This is a genomic window from Rheinheimera texasensis DSM 17496 (assembly GCF_000711985.1).
Taxonomy (GTDB): domain Bacteria; phylum Pseudomonadota; class Gammaproteobacteria; order Enterobacterales; family Alteromonadaceae; genus Pararheinheimera; species Pararheinheimera texasensis.
The window spans coordinates 1,136,420-1,155,003 of record NZ_JONU01000007.1 but is presented as its reverse complement, the minus strand read 5'-3'; the positions used below and the strand labels follow the sequence as shown (position 1 = coordinate 1,155,003).

18 protein-coding genes are annotated in these 18,584 nt (G+C 52.8%); 8 read left to right on the top strand and 10 right to left on the bottom strand.

From position 1 onward, the window contains the following. Positions 1-19 precede the first annotated feature (19 nt). The 4 genes from Q399_RS0105340 (at position 20) to Q399_RS0105320 (ending at position 3,437) form a co-directional block, all read left to right on the top strand. A complete protein-coding gene (locus Q399_RS0105340) occupies positions 20-580 on the top strand; it encodes a hypothetical protein (RefSeq protein ID WP_031566360.1) in 561 nt (186 codons plus the stop codon). Positions 581-604: 24 nt separating this feature from the next. Continuing rightward, positions 605-1,306 (top strand): ABC transporter ATP-binding protein, encoded by a 702-nt coding sequence (locus tag Q399_RS0105335; protein ID WP_031566357.1) that lies wholly within the window; start codon positions 605-607, stop codon positions 1,304-1,306. A gap of 14 nt (positions 1,307-1,320) precedes the next feature. Then, positions 1,321-2,538, top strand: coding sequence for an ABC transporter permease (locus Q399_RS0105330; protein ID WP_031566355.1), 1,218 nt, complete (start codon positions 1,321-1,323; stop codon positions 2,536-2,538). Positions 2,539-2,672: 134 nt separating this feature from the next. Continuing rightward, positions 2,673-3,437: an outer membrane lipoprotein-sorting protein gene (locus Q399_RS0105320; protein WP_051685761.1), complete on the top strand. Its 765-nt coding sequence runs from the start codon at positions 2,673-2,675 to the stop codon at positions 3,435-3,437. A 53-nt stretch (positions 3,438-3,490) separates the two neighbouring features. On the opposite strand, the gene Q399_RS0105315 is transcribed toward Q399_RS0105320, so the two are convergent. The 3 genes from Q399_RS0105315 to Q399_RS0105305 form a co-directional block, all read right to left on the bottom strand. Continuing rightward, entirely contained in the window at positions 3,491-4,225 is a 735-nt protein-coding gene (locus Q399_RS0105315) for a phosphoadenylyl-sulfate reductase (protein ID WP_031566350.1), read from the bottom strand. A 63-nt stretch (positions 4,226-4,288) separates the two neighbouring features. After that, positions 4,289-6,007: an assimilatory sulfite reductase (NADPH) hemoprotein subunit gene (gene cysI / locus Q399_RS0105310; RefSeq protein ID WP_031566348.1), complete on the bottom strand. Its 1,719-nt coding sequence runs from the start codon at positions 6,005-6,007 to the stop codon at positions 4,289-4,291. Beyond that, a complete protein-coding gene (locus Q399_RS0105305; protein WP_031566346.1) occupies positions 6,007-7,818 on the bottom strand; it encodes an assimilatory sulfite reductase (NADPH) flavoprotein subunit in 1,812 nt (603 codons plus the stop codon). Before Q399_RS0105305 ends, cysI begins: the two co-directional genes overlap by 1 nt. A 315-nt stretch (positions 7,819-8,133) precedes the next feature. Here Q399_RS0105305 and Q399_RS0105300 point away from each other — a divergent pair, with 315 nt between their 5' ends. Then, the gene (locus Q399_RS0105300; protein WP_031566344.1) at positions 8,134-8,943 is read left to right on the top strand and encodes a DUF2884 family protein; all 810 of its coding nucleotides are present in this window, start codon (positions 8,134-8,136) and stop codon (positions 8,941-8,943) included. A 98-nt stretch (positions 8,944-9,041) separates the two neighbouring features. On the opposite strand, the gene Q399_RS0105295 is transcribed toward Q399_RS0105300, so the two are convergent. Next, positions 9,042-9,509 carry a hypothetical protein gene (locus tag Q399_RS0105295; protein ID WP_031566342.1) on the bottom strand — a complete coding sequence of 156 codons (468 nt, stop codon included), beginning with the start codon at positions 9,507-9,509 and terminating at the stop codon, positions 9,042-9,044. A 184-nt stretch (positions 9,510-9,693) separates the two neighbouring features. On the opposite strand from Q399_RS0105295, the gene Q399_RS0105290 reads away from it, so the two are divergent. Next, complete coding sequence (locus Q399_RS0105290; RefSeq protein ID WP_037045556.1) at positions 9,694-10,041, top strand: RidA family protein; 348 nt, start codon at positions 9,694-9,696, stop codon at positions 10,039-10,041. 3 nt (positions 10,042-10,044) lie between these two features. On the opposite strand, the gene Q399_RS0105285 is transcribed toward Q399_RS0105290, so the two are convergent. From Q399_RS0105285 to ubiK, 5 genes are all read right to left on the bottom strand, one after another. Next, a complete protein-coding gene (locus Q399_RS0105285) occupies positions 10,045-10,632 on the bottom strand; it encodes an ankyrin repeat domain-containing protein (RefSeq protein WP_084164096.1) in 588 nt (195 codons plus the stop codon). 134 nt (positions 10,633-10,766) lie between these two features. Next, a complete protein-coding gene (locus Q399_RS0105280; RefSeq protein WP_031566333.1) occupies positions 10,767-12,287 on the bottom strand; it encodes a catalase in 1,521 nt (506 codons plus the stop codon). Between the two features lie 96 nt (positions 12,288-12,383). Next, positions 12,384-13,229: an alpha/beta hydrolase gene (locus Q399_RS0105275; RefSeq protein ID WP_157836231.1), complete on the bottom strand. Its 846-nt coding sequence runs from the start codon at positions 13,227-13,229 to the stop codon at positions 12,384-12,386. Beyond that, positions 13,192-13,344, bottom strand: coding sequence for a hypothetical protein (locus Q399_RS22070; protein ID WP_157836230.1), 153 nt, complete (start codon positions 13,342-13,344; stop codon positions 13,192-13,194). The genes Q399_RS0105275 and Q399_RS22070 overlap by 38 nt, the downstream gene beginning before the upstream one ends. A 9-nt stretch (positions 13,345-13,353) precedes the next feature. Then, positions 13,354-13,614 carry a ubiquinone biosynthesis accessory factor UbiK gene (gene ubiK, locus Q399_RS0105265; protein ID WP_031566328.1) on the bottom strand — a complete coding sequence of 87 codons (261 nt, stop codon included), beginning with the start codon at positions 13,612-13,614 and terminating at the stop codon, positions 13,354-13,356. 98 nt (positions 13,615-13,712) lie between these two features. On the opposite strand from ubiK, the gene Q399_RS22185 reads away from it, so the two are divergent. Further along, positions 13,713-13,892 carry a hypothetical protein gene (locus Q399_RS22185; protein WP_169739300.1) on the top strand — a complete coding sequence of 60 codons (180 nt, stop codon included), beginning with the start codon at positions 13,713-13,715 and terminating at the stop codon, positions 13,890-13,892. Beyond that, entirely contained in the window at positions 13,867-15,882 is a 2,016-nt protein-coding gene (rep, locus tag Q399_RS0105260; RefSeq protein WP_031566326.1) for a DNA helicase Rep, read from the top strand. The genes Q399_RS22185 and rep overlap by 26 nt, the downstream gene beginning before the upstream one ends. On the opposite strand, the gene Q399_RS0105255 is transcribed toward rep, so the two are convergent. Next, entirely contained in the window at positions 15,856-18,450 is a 2,595-nt protein-coding gene (locus Q399_RS0105255; RefSeq protein WP_031566324.1) for a sensor domain-containing diguanylate cyclase, read from the bottom strand. The two genes, rep and Q399_RS0105255, sit on opposite strands and share 27 nt — an antisense overlap. Between the last annotated feature and the right edge of the window lie 134 nt (positions 18,451-18,584).

The window sequence follows — 18,584 nt, the reverse complement described above, 5'->3', positions numbered from 1 at the left end:
CCAACTCAGGAGAGACCTTATGAACACCACTCTTTTATTCCGCCCACTGTTACTGACCTCCGCGCTGATGCTGGCCACACCAGCCCTGGCGGATAACTGGATATCGGTTTATCAGCAGGGCGTGCAGGGCGATGCCACGGCGAACGAACAGGCCATTGAGAAACTGACCACCGCCAGCGCTGCAGCCCCGGACAATTTGCAGTTACAGGCCATGTTAGGCGCAGTAGAGACCGCGGCCGCCAAACATGCTCTGCTGCCATGGAACAAAATGAAGGCGGCCGAACAGGGCCTGAGCAAACTAGACAAAACGCTGCGCCAGCTCAACCCGCAAGACCGCACACAGGCGGCTGTGACCATGCAGGTCCATACCATCGCCGGCTGTACTTTTATCAATTTGCCAGATCTGTTTAATCGCTTTAACGAAGGTTATGCCCTGCTAAAAAACCAGATTGAAGGCCCGGCCTTTGCGTACGCCCCTCAGGGCGCAAAACAAGCTTTGTATAGCTGCGGCGCCAAAGCCGCCAGCAAAGCCGGTGACGAAGCGCTGGCCAAAACCTGGCAACAGCAAAGCGCGCAGTAATACAGCGATAACAAGGAGCGGGCCATGTTGAAATTCGAACACTTGAGTAAAACCTACGGCAGCGGTTTGGCACAAAACACCGCGTTAAAAGATGTCAGTGCCGAGATTAGCTGTGGCGAGATGGTGGCGTTGTGTGGCCCATCCGGCAGCGGCAAATCCACTTTGCTGAATTTACTCGGCCTGCTCGACACGCCAAGCCAGGGCCAGATTTGGCTCAATCAACAACCGGTGCCCACTGATGTGGCCGCACTCAGTCAGTTACGCTGCCGGGCGATAGGTTTTATCTTTCAGCGCTATAACTTATTGCCAGTGCTGACGGCGCTGGAAAATGTTGAATATCCGCTGCAATTGCTCGGCGTCGCCAAAGCTGAGCGCCGCGCACGGGCCATGGCGCTGCTGGACGCGGTCGGTGTTGGCAAATTTGCCAGCCAAAGGCCGGATCAACTCTCCGGTGGCCAGCAACAACGGGTCGCGATTGCCCGCGCATTGGTCAAAGCGCCACCTTTAGTGATCGCCGACGAACCAACTGCCAACCTTGATGGCGTCAGCGCTGCACAAGTGATTGATTTGATGCAGCAACTGGGGCGGGATGCCAACACCACTTTTTTAATCGCCAGTCACGACCCAAGGCTATACGAGCGCTGCTCGCGGTTGTTGACACTCAAAGACGGCGTGCTGGTGGACAACCACAACAACACGCTTCCATCAGCGCGTCGCGCCAGTTAACAAGGAGAATCATCATGTTACATGCTGCCTGTTTAAATTTATGGCGTCACCGCCGCCGCACGCTGTTCACCGGCATGGTGTGCAGTGCTGCGATGACCGCGGTGTTGTTGGGTGCCGGTTTTGCTCTGTTTACCTATCAGTCCCTGGCCGAAAAAGCCGCTCGCGATTTGGGCCATCTGACGTTGAGCCACCCGGACTATTTCCTCGATAACGAGGATGTGCCGCTGCAACATGGCATCGACCGCAACCCGGCGTTGGAAAAACGCCTGCTGGCACGTGACGACGTCAAAGCAGTGTTACCGCGGCTGCAGTTTTCCGGCTTAGTGTCGAACGGCGAAAAGTCGACGATTTTCCTCGGCAGTGGCGTCGACGGCAGCGAATTCCAGCTAAAAGGCCCGTTCCTGAAAGTCAAAGCCGGCGGTGTATTACCGCCGGCCTACCTCAGTAAAGCCGACGACAGCATTCCACTGATGATTGGTGAAGGCCTCGCCGCCATTTTAAAAGCCAAAGTCGGCAGCGAACTGAGCCTGATGTCGGCCACCAGCACCGGCGCGCTGAATGCGTTAGATGTGGTGGTGGTTGGCATCTTCTCCAGCGGCGTGCCTGATTTGGATAAACGCCAGCTATATCTGCCGATCCAAGCCGGCCAACAATTGCTGCAAAGCGACAAAATCAGCGAACTGAATATCTATTTGTTAGACGACCAACAACAAGCCGGGCTCGCGACTGCGCTGCAGGCCGACATGCCGGCGCTGAAAGTGACCCCCTGGCAGGAGCGCGCTTTTGTATTTAAAGCGGTGCGTGACTTGTACAACCGCATCTTCGGCACCCTCGGCATCCTGATGTTATTGCTGGTGTTATTCGCCGTCGGCCATGGCATTTCACAAGTAGTGACTGAGCGCACCAGGGAGATTGGCACTATGGCTGCACTGGGCGAGCGACGTCACCGAATCGTCGGCAACTTTGTGCTGGAAGCCTTATTGCTGGGCGCCTTCAGCGCCATCGCTGCAACACTGTCGACGTTGTTATGCTGTGAATTGTTGCGCCAGTTTGAAGTGATGATGCCTCCGCCGCCAGGCTCCAGCCAGGGCTACCCGCTGATGATTAGTTTCAGCAGCGAACTGACGCTCTATGCCGCGCTGGTGCTGATGGTGGTTTGTATGTTGTTCGCGCTCAAAGCCAGCCTGAGCGCGGCGCGCAAGCCACTGGTCGATGCGCTGGGGTTTGTTTAACCAATACACCTTGGCAGCTGGTCCGCGCCGGCTGCCATCTGGCGGCGCCAGCAACCGTTGGTCAGCACGCCCTGCAACAACCGTCTGACTTGATTAATCTGCTGTTGAACATCAGCGCTATAAGGAACCGCACCATGACAGCCACACTGAATACATTTCGCCGTTTTACCACCGTAATCACAACATGCGTGCTGCTCGGCAGTAGTCTTATTTGCAGCTATGCCACTGCACTGCCATTGCCGCAGGCACAGCAGTACCTCGCAACTGCCGAGCAGTTTCGCGGACCTCAACAAAGTTTTGTACTGCAGGGCCGGATAGAAACTATCAAAGCCGGCCGTAGCGAAAAAATGCAGCCGTATCAGTTGTTATCCGGCGAAGATCGCAAGTCGCTGGTGATTTTCACCGGCGGCACCAGCCAAGGCCAAAAAGTGTTGTTGCAGGACCAGCAATTCTGGCTGCAACTGCCTGGCAGCCGCCGCGCACTGCGCATCACGCCACTGCAAAAACTGATGGGTGAAGCGTCCAGCGGTGATGTAGCGACACTGAACTGGCAACAGGATTATCAACTGGTGGCCGCTGACGAGCAAAGTGATGGTATTCAGCTCAGCTTGCAGGCCAAGCGCGAAGGCCTGAGTTACCAACGCATTGAACTGTGGGTAAGCAACACCGACCAATTTCCGCTTCGGGCCGAATTTTATCTGCCATCCGGCAAACAAGCGAAATCCGCCCGATTTGTTCGTAGCCAAGCCGGTGAAGCCCCGCGCGTCGTCGCGATGGAATTACTGGACCGGATGCACAGTAAAGACGTGACGGTGCTGCATTACGATATGGTGACGCCACAAACTCTGCCGGCACGGCTATTTAATCCACAGGCGCTCAGCACTGTGCAGGCGATATAACTGAAGTCAAAGATGAATTCGCCTGCGGCCAGACCGGCGCAGGCGTTTGCGTTTCAGATGCCATCACCGGCGACATGCAGACCACATTCACGGCCCATGCCATTAAAGCGGGTGTCTTCTTCGCTCATACCCAGCGACATTGGCGCACTGGAATGCGTGTCACCGACTGAGGCATAACCCTGCTCCCACAAGGGGTGATAGGGCAGACCATGCTCCTGCAGATAATAAAAAATATCTTTGTTGGTCCATTCGACAATTGGGTTAATTTTCAGTACGCCGCGCTGAATACCGACAATCGGCGTATCAGTGCGGCTGCTGCTTTGACTACGACGCAGGCCGGTAAACCAGCTGCTGACTTGCAGCTCCTGCAAGGCGCGTTGCATCGGTTCGACTTTGTTCAGCTGATTGTATTGCTTCAGGCCTTCCGGCGTGGTCCATAGCTGACCAAAACGCGCTTCCTGCCAGGCTGGCGTAATGACGGCACGATAGACCTTGAGATTGAGTTGTAACCGGGCGGTCAATTCATCGATAAAACGATAAGTTTCCGGAAACAAATAACCGGTATCGGTCAGCACTACCGGAATGTCAGCTTTGGCTTGGGTCACCAGATGCAGCATCACCGCCGCCTGAATACCAAAACTGGAACTCAGCATATGTTGACCGGGTAATTGGTTGAGCGCAAAAGCCACCCGTTCAGCCGGCGACAATGCGGCGAGCCTTTGGTTGATCTCAGCTAAAGCTTGCTGCTGCGCGGCCGGATCCAGCTGTAAAATCTGCTGATAACTCATTTATTTACCTGTGTTGCCTGGTTTGTTTGGCGGGTAACCGCGAGGGTTACCCCTACCGCTTCCTTACGCGTGGAAGTCGGTTTTGCTGACTTTGACTTCAGCAACCACGCCTACCCGGATGACAAAATCACCAAAACATTCGCCGGCATGGCGTTCATGCGCCCAGCGGCCAATCAGGGTGTCGAGCGCCGCCAGGATCTCAGCTTCCGCCACGTTGTCTAAATACAGCTTCGGAATACGGGTACCGGCGGTGTTGCCACCCAGATACAGATTGTATTTGCCAGGGCCACGACCGACTAAACCAGCCTCGGCCAGCATGGCGCGGCCACAACCGTTCGGACAACCAACTACCCGCAAAATAATGTGATCATCCGCCACGCCGTGTTTGGCCAGAATGCCTTCGACATGGGTGACCAAAGTCGGCAAATAACGCTCAGCTTCCGCCATTGCCAGCGGGCAAGTCGGCAGCGACACGCAAGCCATCGAGTTTTTGCGCTGCTCTGTGACAGTGTCTTCAATCAGACCATGGGCGCGGGCAATGGCTTCAATCTGCGCTTTATCTTCAGCAGCAACACCTGCGATGATCAGGTTCTGATTCGCCGTCATGCGGAAATCGCCTTGATGGATTTTGGCAATTTCCGACACGCCGGTTTTCAGCGGCTTGCCCGGGTAATCCAGCAAACGGCCGTTTTCGATAAACAGCGTTAAATGGTGTTTGCCATCAATGCCTTCGACCCAGCCAAAGCGGTCCCCGCGATGGGTGAAGGTATAAGGCCGGCTTGGCTGGAACTGTACGCCAACGCGTTTTTCCACTTCTTGTTTAAAAGTATCCACGCCGATGCGGTCGATGGTGTATTTGGTTTTGGCGTTTTTGCGATTCACCCGGTCACCATAATCGCGTTGCACTGTGACCACGTGTTCCGCCACTTTCAGCACGTGTTCGAGGCCAATAAAACCAAAATCTTCGGCGCGGCGCGGATAGGTGCCTTTATCGCCGTGAGTCATAGCAAGACCACCGCCAACCAGCACGTTAAAGCCCACCAACTGGCCATTCTCAGCAATAGCGACAAAGTTTAAGTCGTTGGCATGCACGTCGATATCGTTGTGCGGCGGGATCACCACTGTGGTTTTAAACTTACGCGGTAAATAGGTATCGCCTAATACCGGTTCGGTTTCCGTGGTTTCAACTTTTTCTTCATCGAGCCAGATTTCGGCATAAGCGCGGGTTTTCGGCAGCAGATGCTCAGAAATTTTCACAGCCCATTCATAGGCTTGCTGATGCAACACCGATTCGACCGGGTTTGAAGTACAAAGCACGTTGCGGTTTACATCACCTGCGGTGGCAATCGAATCGATACCAATGCTGTTCAGCATCTGGTGCATTGGTTTGATTTCTGGCTTAAACACACCGTGGAACTGGAACGTCTGGCGCGTGGTTAAGCGGATACTGCCGTACAGGGTTTTTTCGCTGGCGAATTTGTCGATGGCCAGCCACTGCTCGGGCTTGATAATGCCACCCGGCATCCGCGCCCGCAGCATCACGTTATGCAAAGGTTCCAGTTTTTGCTCGGCGCGTTCTGCGCGTAAATCGCGGTCATCTTGCTGATACATGCCGTGAAAACGCACCAGTAAGAAGTTATCGCCGGTGAAACCGCCGGTAATTTCGTCTTTTAAATCTGTGGTGATAGTGCCGCGTAAATGATGGCTTTCAGCTTTTAAGCGTTCGTTATCAGACAACGCGCCCTGCACCTGCAGTTCAGGGTTAATCGGATATTGGCTCATTAATACACGTCCTTCTGATAACGTTTGCTTTCACGCAGTTGTTCAAAATAGTCTGTCGCGGCTTCTGCGCTGAGGCCACCGTACTCGGCAGCAATCTCCAGCAGCGCCTGATGCACGTCTTTTGCCATCCGGTTGCCGTCGCCGCAAATATACAGGTGCGCGCCTTGTTGCAGCCAGGACCAAACCTCGGCACCTTTGGCTTTGAGTTTATCCTGCACGTAGATTTTCTGCGCCTGGTCACGGCTAAAAGCCACATCCAGTTTGCTCAACACACCGCGTTTTAAGTAGTCCTGCAGTTCAACCTGATAGAGGAAATCGCGGGTGAAATGCGGGTTGCCAAAGAATAACCAGTTCTGACCGGTGGCGCCGGCATTGTCGCGTTCCTGCAAAAAGGCGCGGAACGGCGCAATACCAGTGCCCGGGCCAATCATAATGACCGGCGTGTCATGGTCCGGCAGGCGGAAATTGTCATTGTGTTCAACAAAGACCCGCAGCTTGCCACCTTCTTCCAGACGCTCGGCCAAAAAGCCCGAAGCGCCGCCTAAATGGGTCTGACCAAAAGCATCAAAAAGCACCACACCAACAGTTAAATGCACTTCTTCGCCGACTTCCGCCTGACTGGAGGCAATCGAATACAAGCGCGGTTGCACTTTACGCAGGCAATCGACCAAGGCTTGCGCCGCTAAAACCGCCGGATGCTGCAAAATCACATCAGCAGTCTGGCGCTCGGCCAGATAAGCGCGCAGCGCGGTTTTGTCCGCTGCCAGTTGTTGTAATTCCGCATTGCCAGTGGCAGCAGCATATTTCTCAACAAAAGACGGGTAGGACTGGGTCAGTTCTAATTCACGTAACAGCGCATCGCGCAGCGTCAGGGTCTTACCACCCAGGCTGACTTCAGCATCACCGGCATTACCGGTCGCTTGCAGCACGGCATCAACCAGCGCCGGATCGTTGTCAAAAAACACGCCTAGTGCATCGCCAGGCTGATAGGTCAGGCCGGTATCGGCCAGGGAAATTTCAATATGCCGTACGTCTTTGGTGGAATTGCGCGCCGTGATTTTTTGATTAACCGCCAACTCTGCCGTGGCCGGGTGTTGTTTGTCGTAAGGGCTATGACTTCCGGCTGTTGCTGTACTGCCTGGCCATGCAATGACTTGGGCACTGGCGGCACCTGATGCTTTTAACAGTGGGCTGAATACATCTAATGCACCTTGTTGCCAGTTTGCGGCGGCATCGGCGTAATCAACATCCAGATCGGCGCGGGCAAACAAACGTTTGGCACCCAGCGCAGCTAATTGCTCATCAAAATCCACTGCTGTTTTACAGAAAAACTCATAGCTGGTGTCACCGAGGCCCAGCACCGCGTATTGCAGCTCCGGCAGTTTTGGCGCTTTTTTACCAAACAAAAATTTATGGAAACTCACCGCAGCTTCCGGCGGCTCACCTTCGCCATAAGTCGAAGTGACAATAATAAGGAATTTTTCTTTGGCTAAGGCATTGGTTTTATAAGACGCAATGTCTTGTAATTGTACCGCCACACCCTGCGCTTCGGCCGCAGCTTTGATTTTGCTGGCAACGCCTTTGGCATTACCGGTTTGCGAGGCATACAAAATAGTCAGCACTGCGGCTTGTTGTGGCGCCGGCGCTGCGCTGACCGCGTTCCCGCCGGAAGCCAGCTGTGCAGCCGCTGCCAGATAACCGCTGACCCAGGCTTGCTGGATGGGATTAAGCTGGCTGACCAATTTCTGTAAGTCCTGAACTTGCTGCGCACTAAGCGGGCTCGCTGGTGCGATCAGTGAAGTAAACGGCATAACGACACCTGTACTGTCAAAATTGTCGTTATTTTATCCATATAGACGGCTAAACCAGAAAGAATTGATCGGCACCACTTATTCGAATTGGTTATATGCCAAGATTGTCTGGCGATAGAGTTTTTTTAGCTAATTATTAGTGAAAAGTGCTAACTCTGTATTTTCACTTTCAGCAGAAAATTCAACATAATCATTCAAAATCAAAAGGATACTGATTGGCACAGCCTTTGCGATAGCAAATTATCTGTAACAGTCAGCATCCGTTCAGCCGGACCAGGACTGACATTATCACCGACCCGACGAAGGAATGAACTTATGAAACTGTTAATTGCCGCCACTTTATTCAGCTCTATCGCCATGGCCCACGAATCGGACCACAACTGCTCGCTGGAATTACATGACGATTTACTGGTGCAACGCGCCGATGTGCAGTTGCTGCGCAACGACACGCCATTATGGCGCATCAGCGACCAGGGTCAGCTGTGGATTAACAATCAAGCCGTCGACACAGATGCAGATACAGCAGTCTTATTACAGAAATATCAGGCCGGCCTGCGCACTAATGCCGAAGACACAGTAACGCTGGTGGCAGACGCCGTATCGATGGCATCAGAAGCACTGACCCGCGTGATGGCGCAGTTTGAAGTCGATAACGGCGAAGCGCAGGCCAACATTGACCGCGCCCTGAACAAAATGCGCACCAACCTCGACCAGATTATGCTACGCAGCGACAACGGTATCCGCATCAACGGTAGCAAACTGGCTGGCATCGACAACGGTTTTGATGACGAAATGTCCAAAGCGATTGAAGAATCAGTCGCCGAAATCACCGGCAATGCGCTGATGCTGGTCGGTAAAGCGATGAGCAGCGGCGAAGGCAATTTTGAACAGCGGATGGAAGCATTCGGTAAAAAAATGGACCAATTTGGCGAAGAGCTGGAAGCCGACATGAACGCCCGTGGCGACCAGCTGGAAACGCGTGGTCAGCAGATCTGCAGCTCGCTGCAACAGCTCGACGGTCTGGAAGCACAAATTCAGGCCAAAGTACCGGCCATGCAAAAATTTGATTTGATTCAGGTGTCTGAAAACAAAGCTGCCGACGACACCGCCAGCAGCGCTGAGTAAACCTTTATTTCCCACGAGAGTTTGCTGAAACCTCTCAACACCCGTTGCCCCGCGTTATGCGGGGCTTTTTTCTGTCTTATTTTGCCGCCTGCGAATGATCAGTCTTGCGGGAATAACCAGCGCGCCTGGGTTAATGCCGCAGTGAGTTGCTGCCGGATGGGTTCATATTCGGTATAGGGAATCAAAAACTGCCGTATTTCTGCAGGCACTGGAGCTTCGTGCTCAATTGTCAGATAAACATAAGCCCGCTGCTGATCAATCACCCCCATTTCAACCTGGCTAATTGCCTGTTGTGGCCAACTCTCGCCGCCAATACGCAGCGTGCCATCGTCCAGCTGTAGCTGAGCTTGCAGCGATGTGATCTCCGCCGCCAAGACTGCAGAATCTTCCCGGCGATGGCGTTGGATCAGCCAAATCACCAGCAGCCATGCGGCGAGCACTGAGCCCAACGTCAGCCAGTCTTGCTGTAACCAGCGCTGATAACCGCTGATGCCAAAAGCCAATGTTGTCAGTAGCAACAACAACCATTTGTTCAGGGTAAACTTGGGGACTGTTTTATTCGTCATAACCACACTTCAGTCGGCAATTAAAAAACGCTTATCTTGTTGCGACAGACATTGCGTTGCAACTGTCTGGCCACGATTCTACCGGCATTGTTATTGCCGATGCTGCTGAAACCCACTGCGCTCAACTGCTTGCCAAGCAAATCTCAGCCTGCTACAACAGCGCAATTTCAACGGAGAACAACTGATGATTCAACGTATTTTACCGGGCACCCGTTATTCCGAAGCCGTGATCGCCGGCGGATTTATCTTTTGCGCCGGCATGGTACCGAATGATACCAGCCTGGATATTCAGGGTCAGACCGCCGATGTGCTGGCACAAATCGATGCCTTGTTGGCGGAATGTGGCGCCAGCAAAGCGGCTATCGTCGACGCCACGATTTATCTGGCCGATATGGCCGATTACGCCGGCATGAATCAGGCCTGGGATGCCTGGGTTGCTGCAGGACAAGCACCGGCGCGAGCGACAATTGAAGCGCGACTGGCTGATCCGGCCTGGAAAATCGAAATCAAGGTGACGGCATTTCGCGGTTAACTACTATGGCTGAACTGCAGTCGTCGATGCCTGCGCCGCTGCGCTGTCCTGCAGCTGAGTTGCCAGCGCTTTAAACTTCTCCGTCTGACCAAACTTTTCGGCAAACTGCGCCGCCGTCATCCGGCTTTTGTCGGTGATGGCGTCTGTCGCTTCGGCGTTATTGCCTTTATCACAATCAATGGCGTAGAGCTGTTTGGCTATCTGCCACTCAGCTTTAATCATCGCGCCCATTAAAGCGGTGTGACCGCGTTTGTCACGGATACAGGCGTCTGCACCGGCTTTGAGTAAAACATTTACGGCGTTGGACTGGCCCTGATAGGCGGCAATCATCAACGCGGTGTAGCTGCCTTCATTGGGTAGGTCCACCGGAAAACCAGCCTGTAAAAATTCCTGCAACACGGCGGTTTCACCACTGCGTGCTGCGGCAAAGAAATACTGGCTCAGCGCCGTTAAAGCCTCCGGCTGTGGCTCTGCCGCTGCTGAGATCGATTCAGCTGTGGTGGTTTGCGGTGCGGGCTGTAACGGATCGGCCGCCACGTCGGCAAACAGCAACACCAGCGTCGCTGCGAATAACTGACGATAATTTTTCATCAACCTATCCTCTCAAACCAATTGAATGCCTGCGAAGCTCAACCCTAATTGCAGGAAGGAGCCAAAGAGCCTCGCAGGACTTTAACTTCCGCATATCCCGCCACTCCTGCCTGTAGCGGGACCGGACCACCTGCTTAGAGCGTTGCTGCCACAGCTTTCACTGTCTTGATATCGCCTTTGACCGCTTTCGTCAGCGCAGTGCCGTAATCCGCATCCGCTTTATAGAAATGCGCCAGCATCTTGTGTTTGGTGGCGCTATCTTGGACAGCTCCCAAATCACCGGCCAGATTGCGCACCAGATTCTGCTTCGCGGTTTTATCCAGTGCGCGGTACAACTCACCGGCCTGACTGAAGTTGTCTGTTTTGGCGATTATTTGCTGCTGCACTGTGCCTGACAGTGGCGTAGCCACAGCACGGGCTGCCGCCAACGCTGGTTTTGGCTCGATACTGGATGGTTCGTAGTTCACATTCGATTTGGTGTTGCCATAGTTCATCGCACCATCCTGATTGTTGCTGTTCACAGCAACCAGCGGCCGGTTAATCGGCAACTGCTGATGATTAGCACCAAGGCGGTACATCTGGGTATCGCTGTAACTAAAGATGCGGCCCTGTAACAGGCGGTCTTCTGACGGCTCAATGCCTGGCACCAGATTGGCAGGGGCAAAGGCGGCTTGTTCGGTTTCCTGGAAGAAATTATCCGGCATCCGGTTCAACGTCATAGTGCCGACTTTGATTTCTGCTACGTCTGGCCAGACTTTGGTCGCGTCCAGCGGGTTAAAACTGAAATCGTCCAGCTGCTCCGGTTTTAACGTCTGCACATACAAATCCCACTTCGGGAAATTGCCGGCATTGATTTCTTTGTACAAATCCCGCGTCAGATGGTTAAAGTCCATGCTTTGTACTTTGGCAACCTGCTCCGCGTCGAGGCTCTTAATACCTTGCTGGGATTTCCAGTGAAACTTCACATAAGTCGTTTCGCCTTTGGCATTGATGAATTTAAACGCATGCACACCAAAACCATCCATTTCGCGGTAGCTGGCCGGGGTACCGAGGTCGGAATAGACTTGAGTCAGCATATGCGTCGATGCCGGGTCTTGTGACATAAAATCAAACACCCGGTTTGGATCCTGCATGTTGTCGATAGGCGAAGGCTTCAGCGAATGCACCATGTCTGGGAATTTAATCGCGTCACGGATAAAAAATACCGGCAGGTTGTTGCCAACCAGATCCCAGTTGCCCTGATCGGTATAAAACTTAGTAGCAAAACCGCGTGGGTCGCGCAGCGTTTCCGGGCTGTGGTTACCGTGGATCACAGTAGAGAAACGTACAAATACCGGAGTCTTTTTGCCGGATTCAGCAAACAGACTGGCGATGGTTAAATCCGGGATGGCCTTGCTCACCACAAACTCACCATGAGCACCGGTGCCACGTGCATGCACGACACGTTCAGGAATACGCTCACGGGCAAAGCGTTGTAATTTCTGAATTAAATGCACGTCTTGCAGCAAAGTGCTGCCATTGGGCCCTGCGGTGATAGAGTTTTGGTTATCACCAACGGCTGCGCCGTTATCTTTGGTCAGCGTTTGCGCCTGCAAGGCGAAACTTCCACTTAAATGCGCCAATACCGCTAACGCGACGACTGTTTTGTTGTTCATTGGTTTGCCCTCTGTCTGAGTCAGCTCTTTCCTGCCTGATCAGCTTAGGGACATCATGTTGATTTAAAAAATGATATAAATAAATATATATAATCGTTAAAAACGATTAGCTTTTGCGATATTAGTTGGAGGGAAAAAATGCAGCAGCACATCGTCCAGCAGTGGCTGCCAGTTGTGCCAGTTATGACCAAACCGGACTTCCTGATAGGCAACGTTATAGCCTTTACGCTGCAGTATTTGATTGAATTTACGGCCGGCACCGAGGTTGTCGTTCAGGGTGCCAAAAGACAGCGACATTTTTAGCGGCAACAACGGCTGTTGCTGATAGAGCTTGGTTAACACCGCCAGATGATCTTTATTGCCGGGCGATTGCATCGCGAGATTGCCAAACTGATTGGGCAGTAACAGACCAAAACAGGCAGCATTAATCGCGCCAAATGACAGGCCGAGGATCACCCGATCGGTGCGCGCTGTTGATGGCTGATATTGTTGTTGCACAGCAGGCAGCAAGGTGTCGCGGAAAAACGCCGCATACTGCTTGTTGCACATAAATTGCTGATGGCGCCGGTTGACGGTTAAATCAGCCGGGTCGCGAGCGTCGACCAGCACCAGCAATAAAGGCCGGATTTTGCCTTCAGCACGCAACTGATTGATAAGCTCCGGTAACTGGCCCTGTTCGGCATACCAGGCGCCGTCGGTGGCATACAACACCGGGTCGCCGGGCTGATAACCCGGGCTTGGCAGCACTTTGTACTGCAAGTCATATTGCAGCTGCGGGCTGTGAATACGCTGCCAGTCTGCTGCCAGTGCATTGCACGGTGCGGCCAGCAGAGTAATCAGAGCACAGAAGTGCAGGCAAATACCCGGCATACGACTGTGCCTTGGCTGATGGTGCAGGCCGATGTCAGATTTTACAGGCGCCACCGGCGCAATCATCTTCATCCGGTAAGGCTTCTGCGGCCGCTGCGGCAGCATCTGCTGCGGCCAGTTTTGCGGCATTGTTTTGCGCTGCTGCATCAAAATCCAGATGGTCTAAATCCAGGTCAAAATCGTCCACGATGGCTCCTTATTCAGTTTTTTCAGCGGCTTGCGCGGCCAGCAGTTGTTGCACCTGCTGTTCCAGCGCTTCAAGTTTTTCGCGGGTCCGCAGCAATACCTGACGCTGCACATCAAACTCTTCCCGCGACACAAAATCCAGCGAGCTCAGTTTGGCTTGCAGTACTGCTTTGACTTTAGCTTCAACATCGTCGGCCACTTCACGAAATTTGGGCGGAATTGAGGCGCCAATCTGGCGGGCGATGTCTTCAATTTTTTTCGGATCTAACATAGCAGGGTCCTCAGTCGGAGGTCAGGATAGAACATCCAGTGTAAGGACTGAACATGGCGCTGGCGACTGTTTTTTCAAGGCTGGGACGCTGAATTAAAATGGCGGATCTTCTGGTGCTGTCTGCTTTGGGCTACACTAGCGCCCTCTTGCGAGACAAGGTGCGCGACAAGGTGCGCAACCACCTACGCAACCTCTGCCTGCATCAAGCGGCGCCTGACCGGACCACCCGGCTTTTAGTGACTGAAAACTCTGATGAAACTGAATACGCAACAAAATGACGCGGTGAAATATATTGCCGGACCTTGCCTGGTGCTGGCCGGCGCCGGCTCGGGCAAAACCCGGGTGATCACCAATAAAATTGCCTATCTGATTGAAGAGTGCGAAATGCCAGCCCGGCATATCGCAGCTGTGACTTTTACCAACAAAGCGGCCCGCGAAATGAAAGAACGGATTGGCCATCAGCTGGACCGCAGCAAATTGCGCGGTCTGACGGTGTCAACCTTCCATACCCTGGGCCTTGAGATCATCAAAAAAGAGCACAAAGCCATTGGTTATAAAGCCAATTTCACTTTGTTCGATGATCAGGACAGCATGGCGCTGCTCAAAGAGCTGACCGAACACGAACTGCTCGGCGACAAAGATTTACTGCGCGCACTACAAAGCAAAATCTCCAGCTGGAAAAATGACTTAATGCTGCCACAGCAAGCGCTGGCGCGGGCCAGCGATGCTCAGTCGATCAGTTTTGCCAATATTTATGCGCAATACGCCCAGCAACTGCGTGCCTACAACGCACTAGATTTTGACGACCTGATCATGGTGCCGACTTTGTTGTTTGCTTCTAATGTTGAAGTGCGCAGCCGCTGGCAGCAGAAAATTCAATATTTGCTGGTCGATGAATATCAGGACACAAACACCAGTCAGTACGAGCTGGTGAAATGGCTGGTCGGTGAGCGCCAGCGTTTTACTGTGGTCGGTGACGATGACCAGTCGATTTATTCCTGGCGCGGCGCCAAACCGCAAAATCTGGTGCTGCTTGGCAAAGATTTCCCCAATCTGCGCGTGATTAAACTGGAACAGAATTACCGCTCCTGCGAGCGCATTCTGAAAGCAGCCAATATTCTGATCGCCAACAATCCACACGAATATGACAAAGCGCTGTTCAGTGAACTGGGCTATGGCGTACCGCTCAAAGTGCTGCCAACGCGCAACGAAGAAGACGAAGCGGAAAAAGTGGTGGCCGAAATCATCTCGCATCGTTTTTTAAACCGCAGTCAGTACCGAGACTATGCGATTTTGTACCGTGGTAACCACCAGGCGCGGGTGTTTGAAAAAGCGCTGATGACCAACCGAATTCCGTACAAAATTTCCGGCGGCACTTCGTTTTTTTCGCGCAGTGAAATCAAAGACATCATGGCTTACTTACGCCTTTTGGTGAATCAGGACGACGATAATGCGCTGCTGCGCATCATCAACACGCCCAAACGCGAAATTGGTGCAGCGACGCTGGAGAAAATCGGCAGCCTCGCCAATCAGCTGCATATCAGCTTATTTGATGCCTGCTGCGCGCCGGAATTGTCGGACGAATTATCAGCCAAAAGTCTCGCGGCAGTGCGGCATTTTGCCAACTGGATTGTCGCGATTGCGGACAACGCAGTGCGGGCAGAACCGGCTGAAGCTGTGCGGGATCTCATTCGCCAGAGCCAGTATGAAGCTTATCTGTTCGAAACCAGTGCCAGTACCAAAGCGGCTGAGATGGCACTGAAAAACGTCAACGAACTGTTTCGCTGGATCACCGAGATGCTTAAAGGCGACGAGGAGCATGAGCCAATGACACTGGCTGAAGTCGTCACCAAGCTGACGCTGCGCGACATGATGGAGCGGCAGGAACAGCAGGATGACGCCGATCAGGTGCAGCTTCTGACCTTGCACGCATCCAAAGGCCTGGAGTTTCCGTACGTTTTTATGGTCGGCATGGAAGAAGGCATTTTGCCGCACCAGACCAGCATTGACGAAGACAATGTCGAGGAAGAACGCCGTCTGGCCTATGTCGGCATTACCCGGGCACAGCGCGAACTGATTTTTACTTATGCCCGCGAACGCCGGCAATATGGTGAAGTGGTGAAGCCTGAGCCGAGCCGTTTTCTCGATGAATTACCACAAGACGATTTGGAATGGGCCAAAGCGGCACCGGTGAAAACTGAAGAACAGCGCCAGCAAACCGGCCTCGCGCACTTAGACCGGTTACGCCAGTTGCTGAAGAAAGACTGATTCTTCCGGCACTGGTTGTAACTGTTTCACCAGCTCACCTTGCAGATAACAGCAACCGGCTTCAACTAATAATGCCCGCACAGCGTGCTCGTCGATGCCATCGGCAATCAGGCGGAATTTGTAGTTTTGCGCCAAAGTGATCAACAAATCCAGCAGCTGACGTTTTTGGCTCTGGCGCAGTAAGCTGCGGCAGAAGCTGGCTTCTAAGCGGACAAAATCAAATGGGTAGCTGGTCAGCAGGCCCAGCGGCATCATCTCAGCACCAAAATTTTCCAGCGTCAGCCGCACGCCGAGCCGTTTCAGATTATGCAGATAACTGAGTGCAGTATTGTTGAGTTTCATCAACTCGAATTCGGCAAAACCCAGGCTTAAGCGGTGAAGCAGTTGCTGTTTACTGCCGAGTAATTTGTGCAGCCGGTCAAAATGCTGCGGATGGGTAAGGTGCTGGACACAAAGCGGCAAGCAAATCACCGCAGGTTGTGACTGACTACTGAGTAAATCCAGAATTTGTTGCAGCAGCTGTAATTCAATTTGCGGCAGCACACCGGCCTGCGCCGCCTGCTGACAGAAATCCTGTTGCAGGCCTAACTGTGGATGCAACCATTGCATACGCGCGGCGTAACCGAGCGTATGATGTTTTTCGCTGCAGATAATCGGGTCGTAGGCAACCGAGAACTGCTGTTCTGTCACGGCCTGATGCAGTGCCTGTTCCAGAGACAGTTCCTGCAGCAACTGCTGACGCATCGATTCAGTAAAAATTACAAAACGATTACGACCCAGTGCTTTAGCCTGATACATAGCCGCATCGGCGTCTCGCAACATACCATCGGCATTAGTGTAACTGGCATCATAATGAGCGATCCCAACAGAGGCACCGGAATACAGGCTTTGGCCCTGTAATTCCATTGGCTGACGCACGGCTTCGATGATTCGATCTGCGACATCTTCTGCATCAGCATCCTGCTGTAACTGGGTCAGCAACACGACAAACTCGTCACCGCCAAGGCGCGCCACTAAATCATGTTCCCGCACCGTCAGCAGTAAACGTTGACTGATCTCAATCAGGAAAGCGTCACCGGCATGATGACCAAGCGTGTCGTTAATCAGTTTAAAGCGATCTAAATCAATGAATAACAGCGCAAATTTCAGATTAGCTTCACGATTACGCAGCGCAAATTTTTGCTTGAGCTGCAGCATAAACATCTGCCGGTTAGCAAGACCCGTCAGTGCATCATGGTTGGCTTCATGAAACAGCTTTTCTTCGGCTTTTTTCCGCTCTTCAACTTGCAGGCGCAAAAATAGATTGGTCTGACGCAATTCGCGGGTGCGTTCAAAAATCTTCCGTTCTAAATCTTCCTGGTGCAGTTTCTGTTGTTCGATATTCAGTCGGCGCTGAATAGCCACTGCGATATGCTGCGACACAAACCGTAAAATATTCAGTTCGTTATCGCCATAGATATAGTCCTGATGATATGACTGGACGGCAATAACACCTAGCGCCTGTTGCTCGATTAACAACGGTGCGCCCAGCCAGCTGGTGGAGTGCGGCAACGGACTACCAGCATTATCCTGTACCAGCCGGATCACTTCGCCTTGCGTCACTAACAAATCTGACAGTTCTTTATTGATTAACCGGGCTTCGCCCACCCGCAACACATATTCTGTGAAGCCTTTGCGTAGTGGCCTCTCCGTCGCAGGCGGACAATATTGGTCGACATAAAATGGGAAACTCAGCGATTTGCCACTTTCATCGAGCAAGGCGATATAGCAGTTTTCCGCCGGCATCAGGCTGCTGAGGATTTGATGTACCTGGCGGTAAAACGCCGCCATATCCAGTTCGGTGGCGGTGAGTTCTGAGATCTTGTACAAAGCAGCCTGCAGCTTTTCGGCGTTGCTGCGCTCACGAATTTCGCGTTGCAGTGACTGATTGGTGTTCTGGAGCTGACGGGTACGCTCGCGAACTGTCTGTTCCAGTAATTCGCGGCTCTTCACCCGGTCAATGGCGGTCACTGTGTGAACGGCAATTTCAGTGAGTAAATCGACATCATGCTGGGTGTATAAACGACCTTCTTCATACAGCTGTACCGCCATCACGCCGATAACCAACTGGCCGCGGCGCAGCGGTACACCCAGCCAGTGATGACTTGGAGTGCCCTGGGCTTCAATATCGCCGGCGGCTATCAGTTGACGGAATCTGGCGGCGTCGCACAGTAGTGGCTGACCAGTGCGGCAGACATAACCCGTCATGCCTCTGGCAAAATCAGCCGGATCCAGAGCTGAGTCATCCAGACAATCTTTTTCATCGGCATAATATTCAAGCTGAAAACGGCCGGTAGGTGGGTCGAGTAACACAACAAAGAAGTTGTCAGCGGCAAGGTGCTGGTTAACCAGCTGATGGATTTGTGGATAAAACTGCGCCATGTCGGTCAGCGTACTGGCCAGCTCTGACAGCTTCAGCAAAGCCTGCTGAACAGCATAAGCGAGCTGATACTTTTTCAGTAATGATGTCAGGCGACGAATTTGGCCGGATTGTTGCCGGTTCGTGGCGTGTGCAGTTAATTCCTTCAACGGACGCTCTTATTTTCGTTATTGACCCGGTGGTCGGATCTTTATACAGAACCGGTCCTATTATGCACAAAGATTAAACAGAGGAAAGAGCAGCCCGCCATTTTACGGCTGGATTTTTAGACGTTTTAGTTATT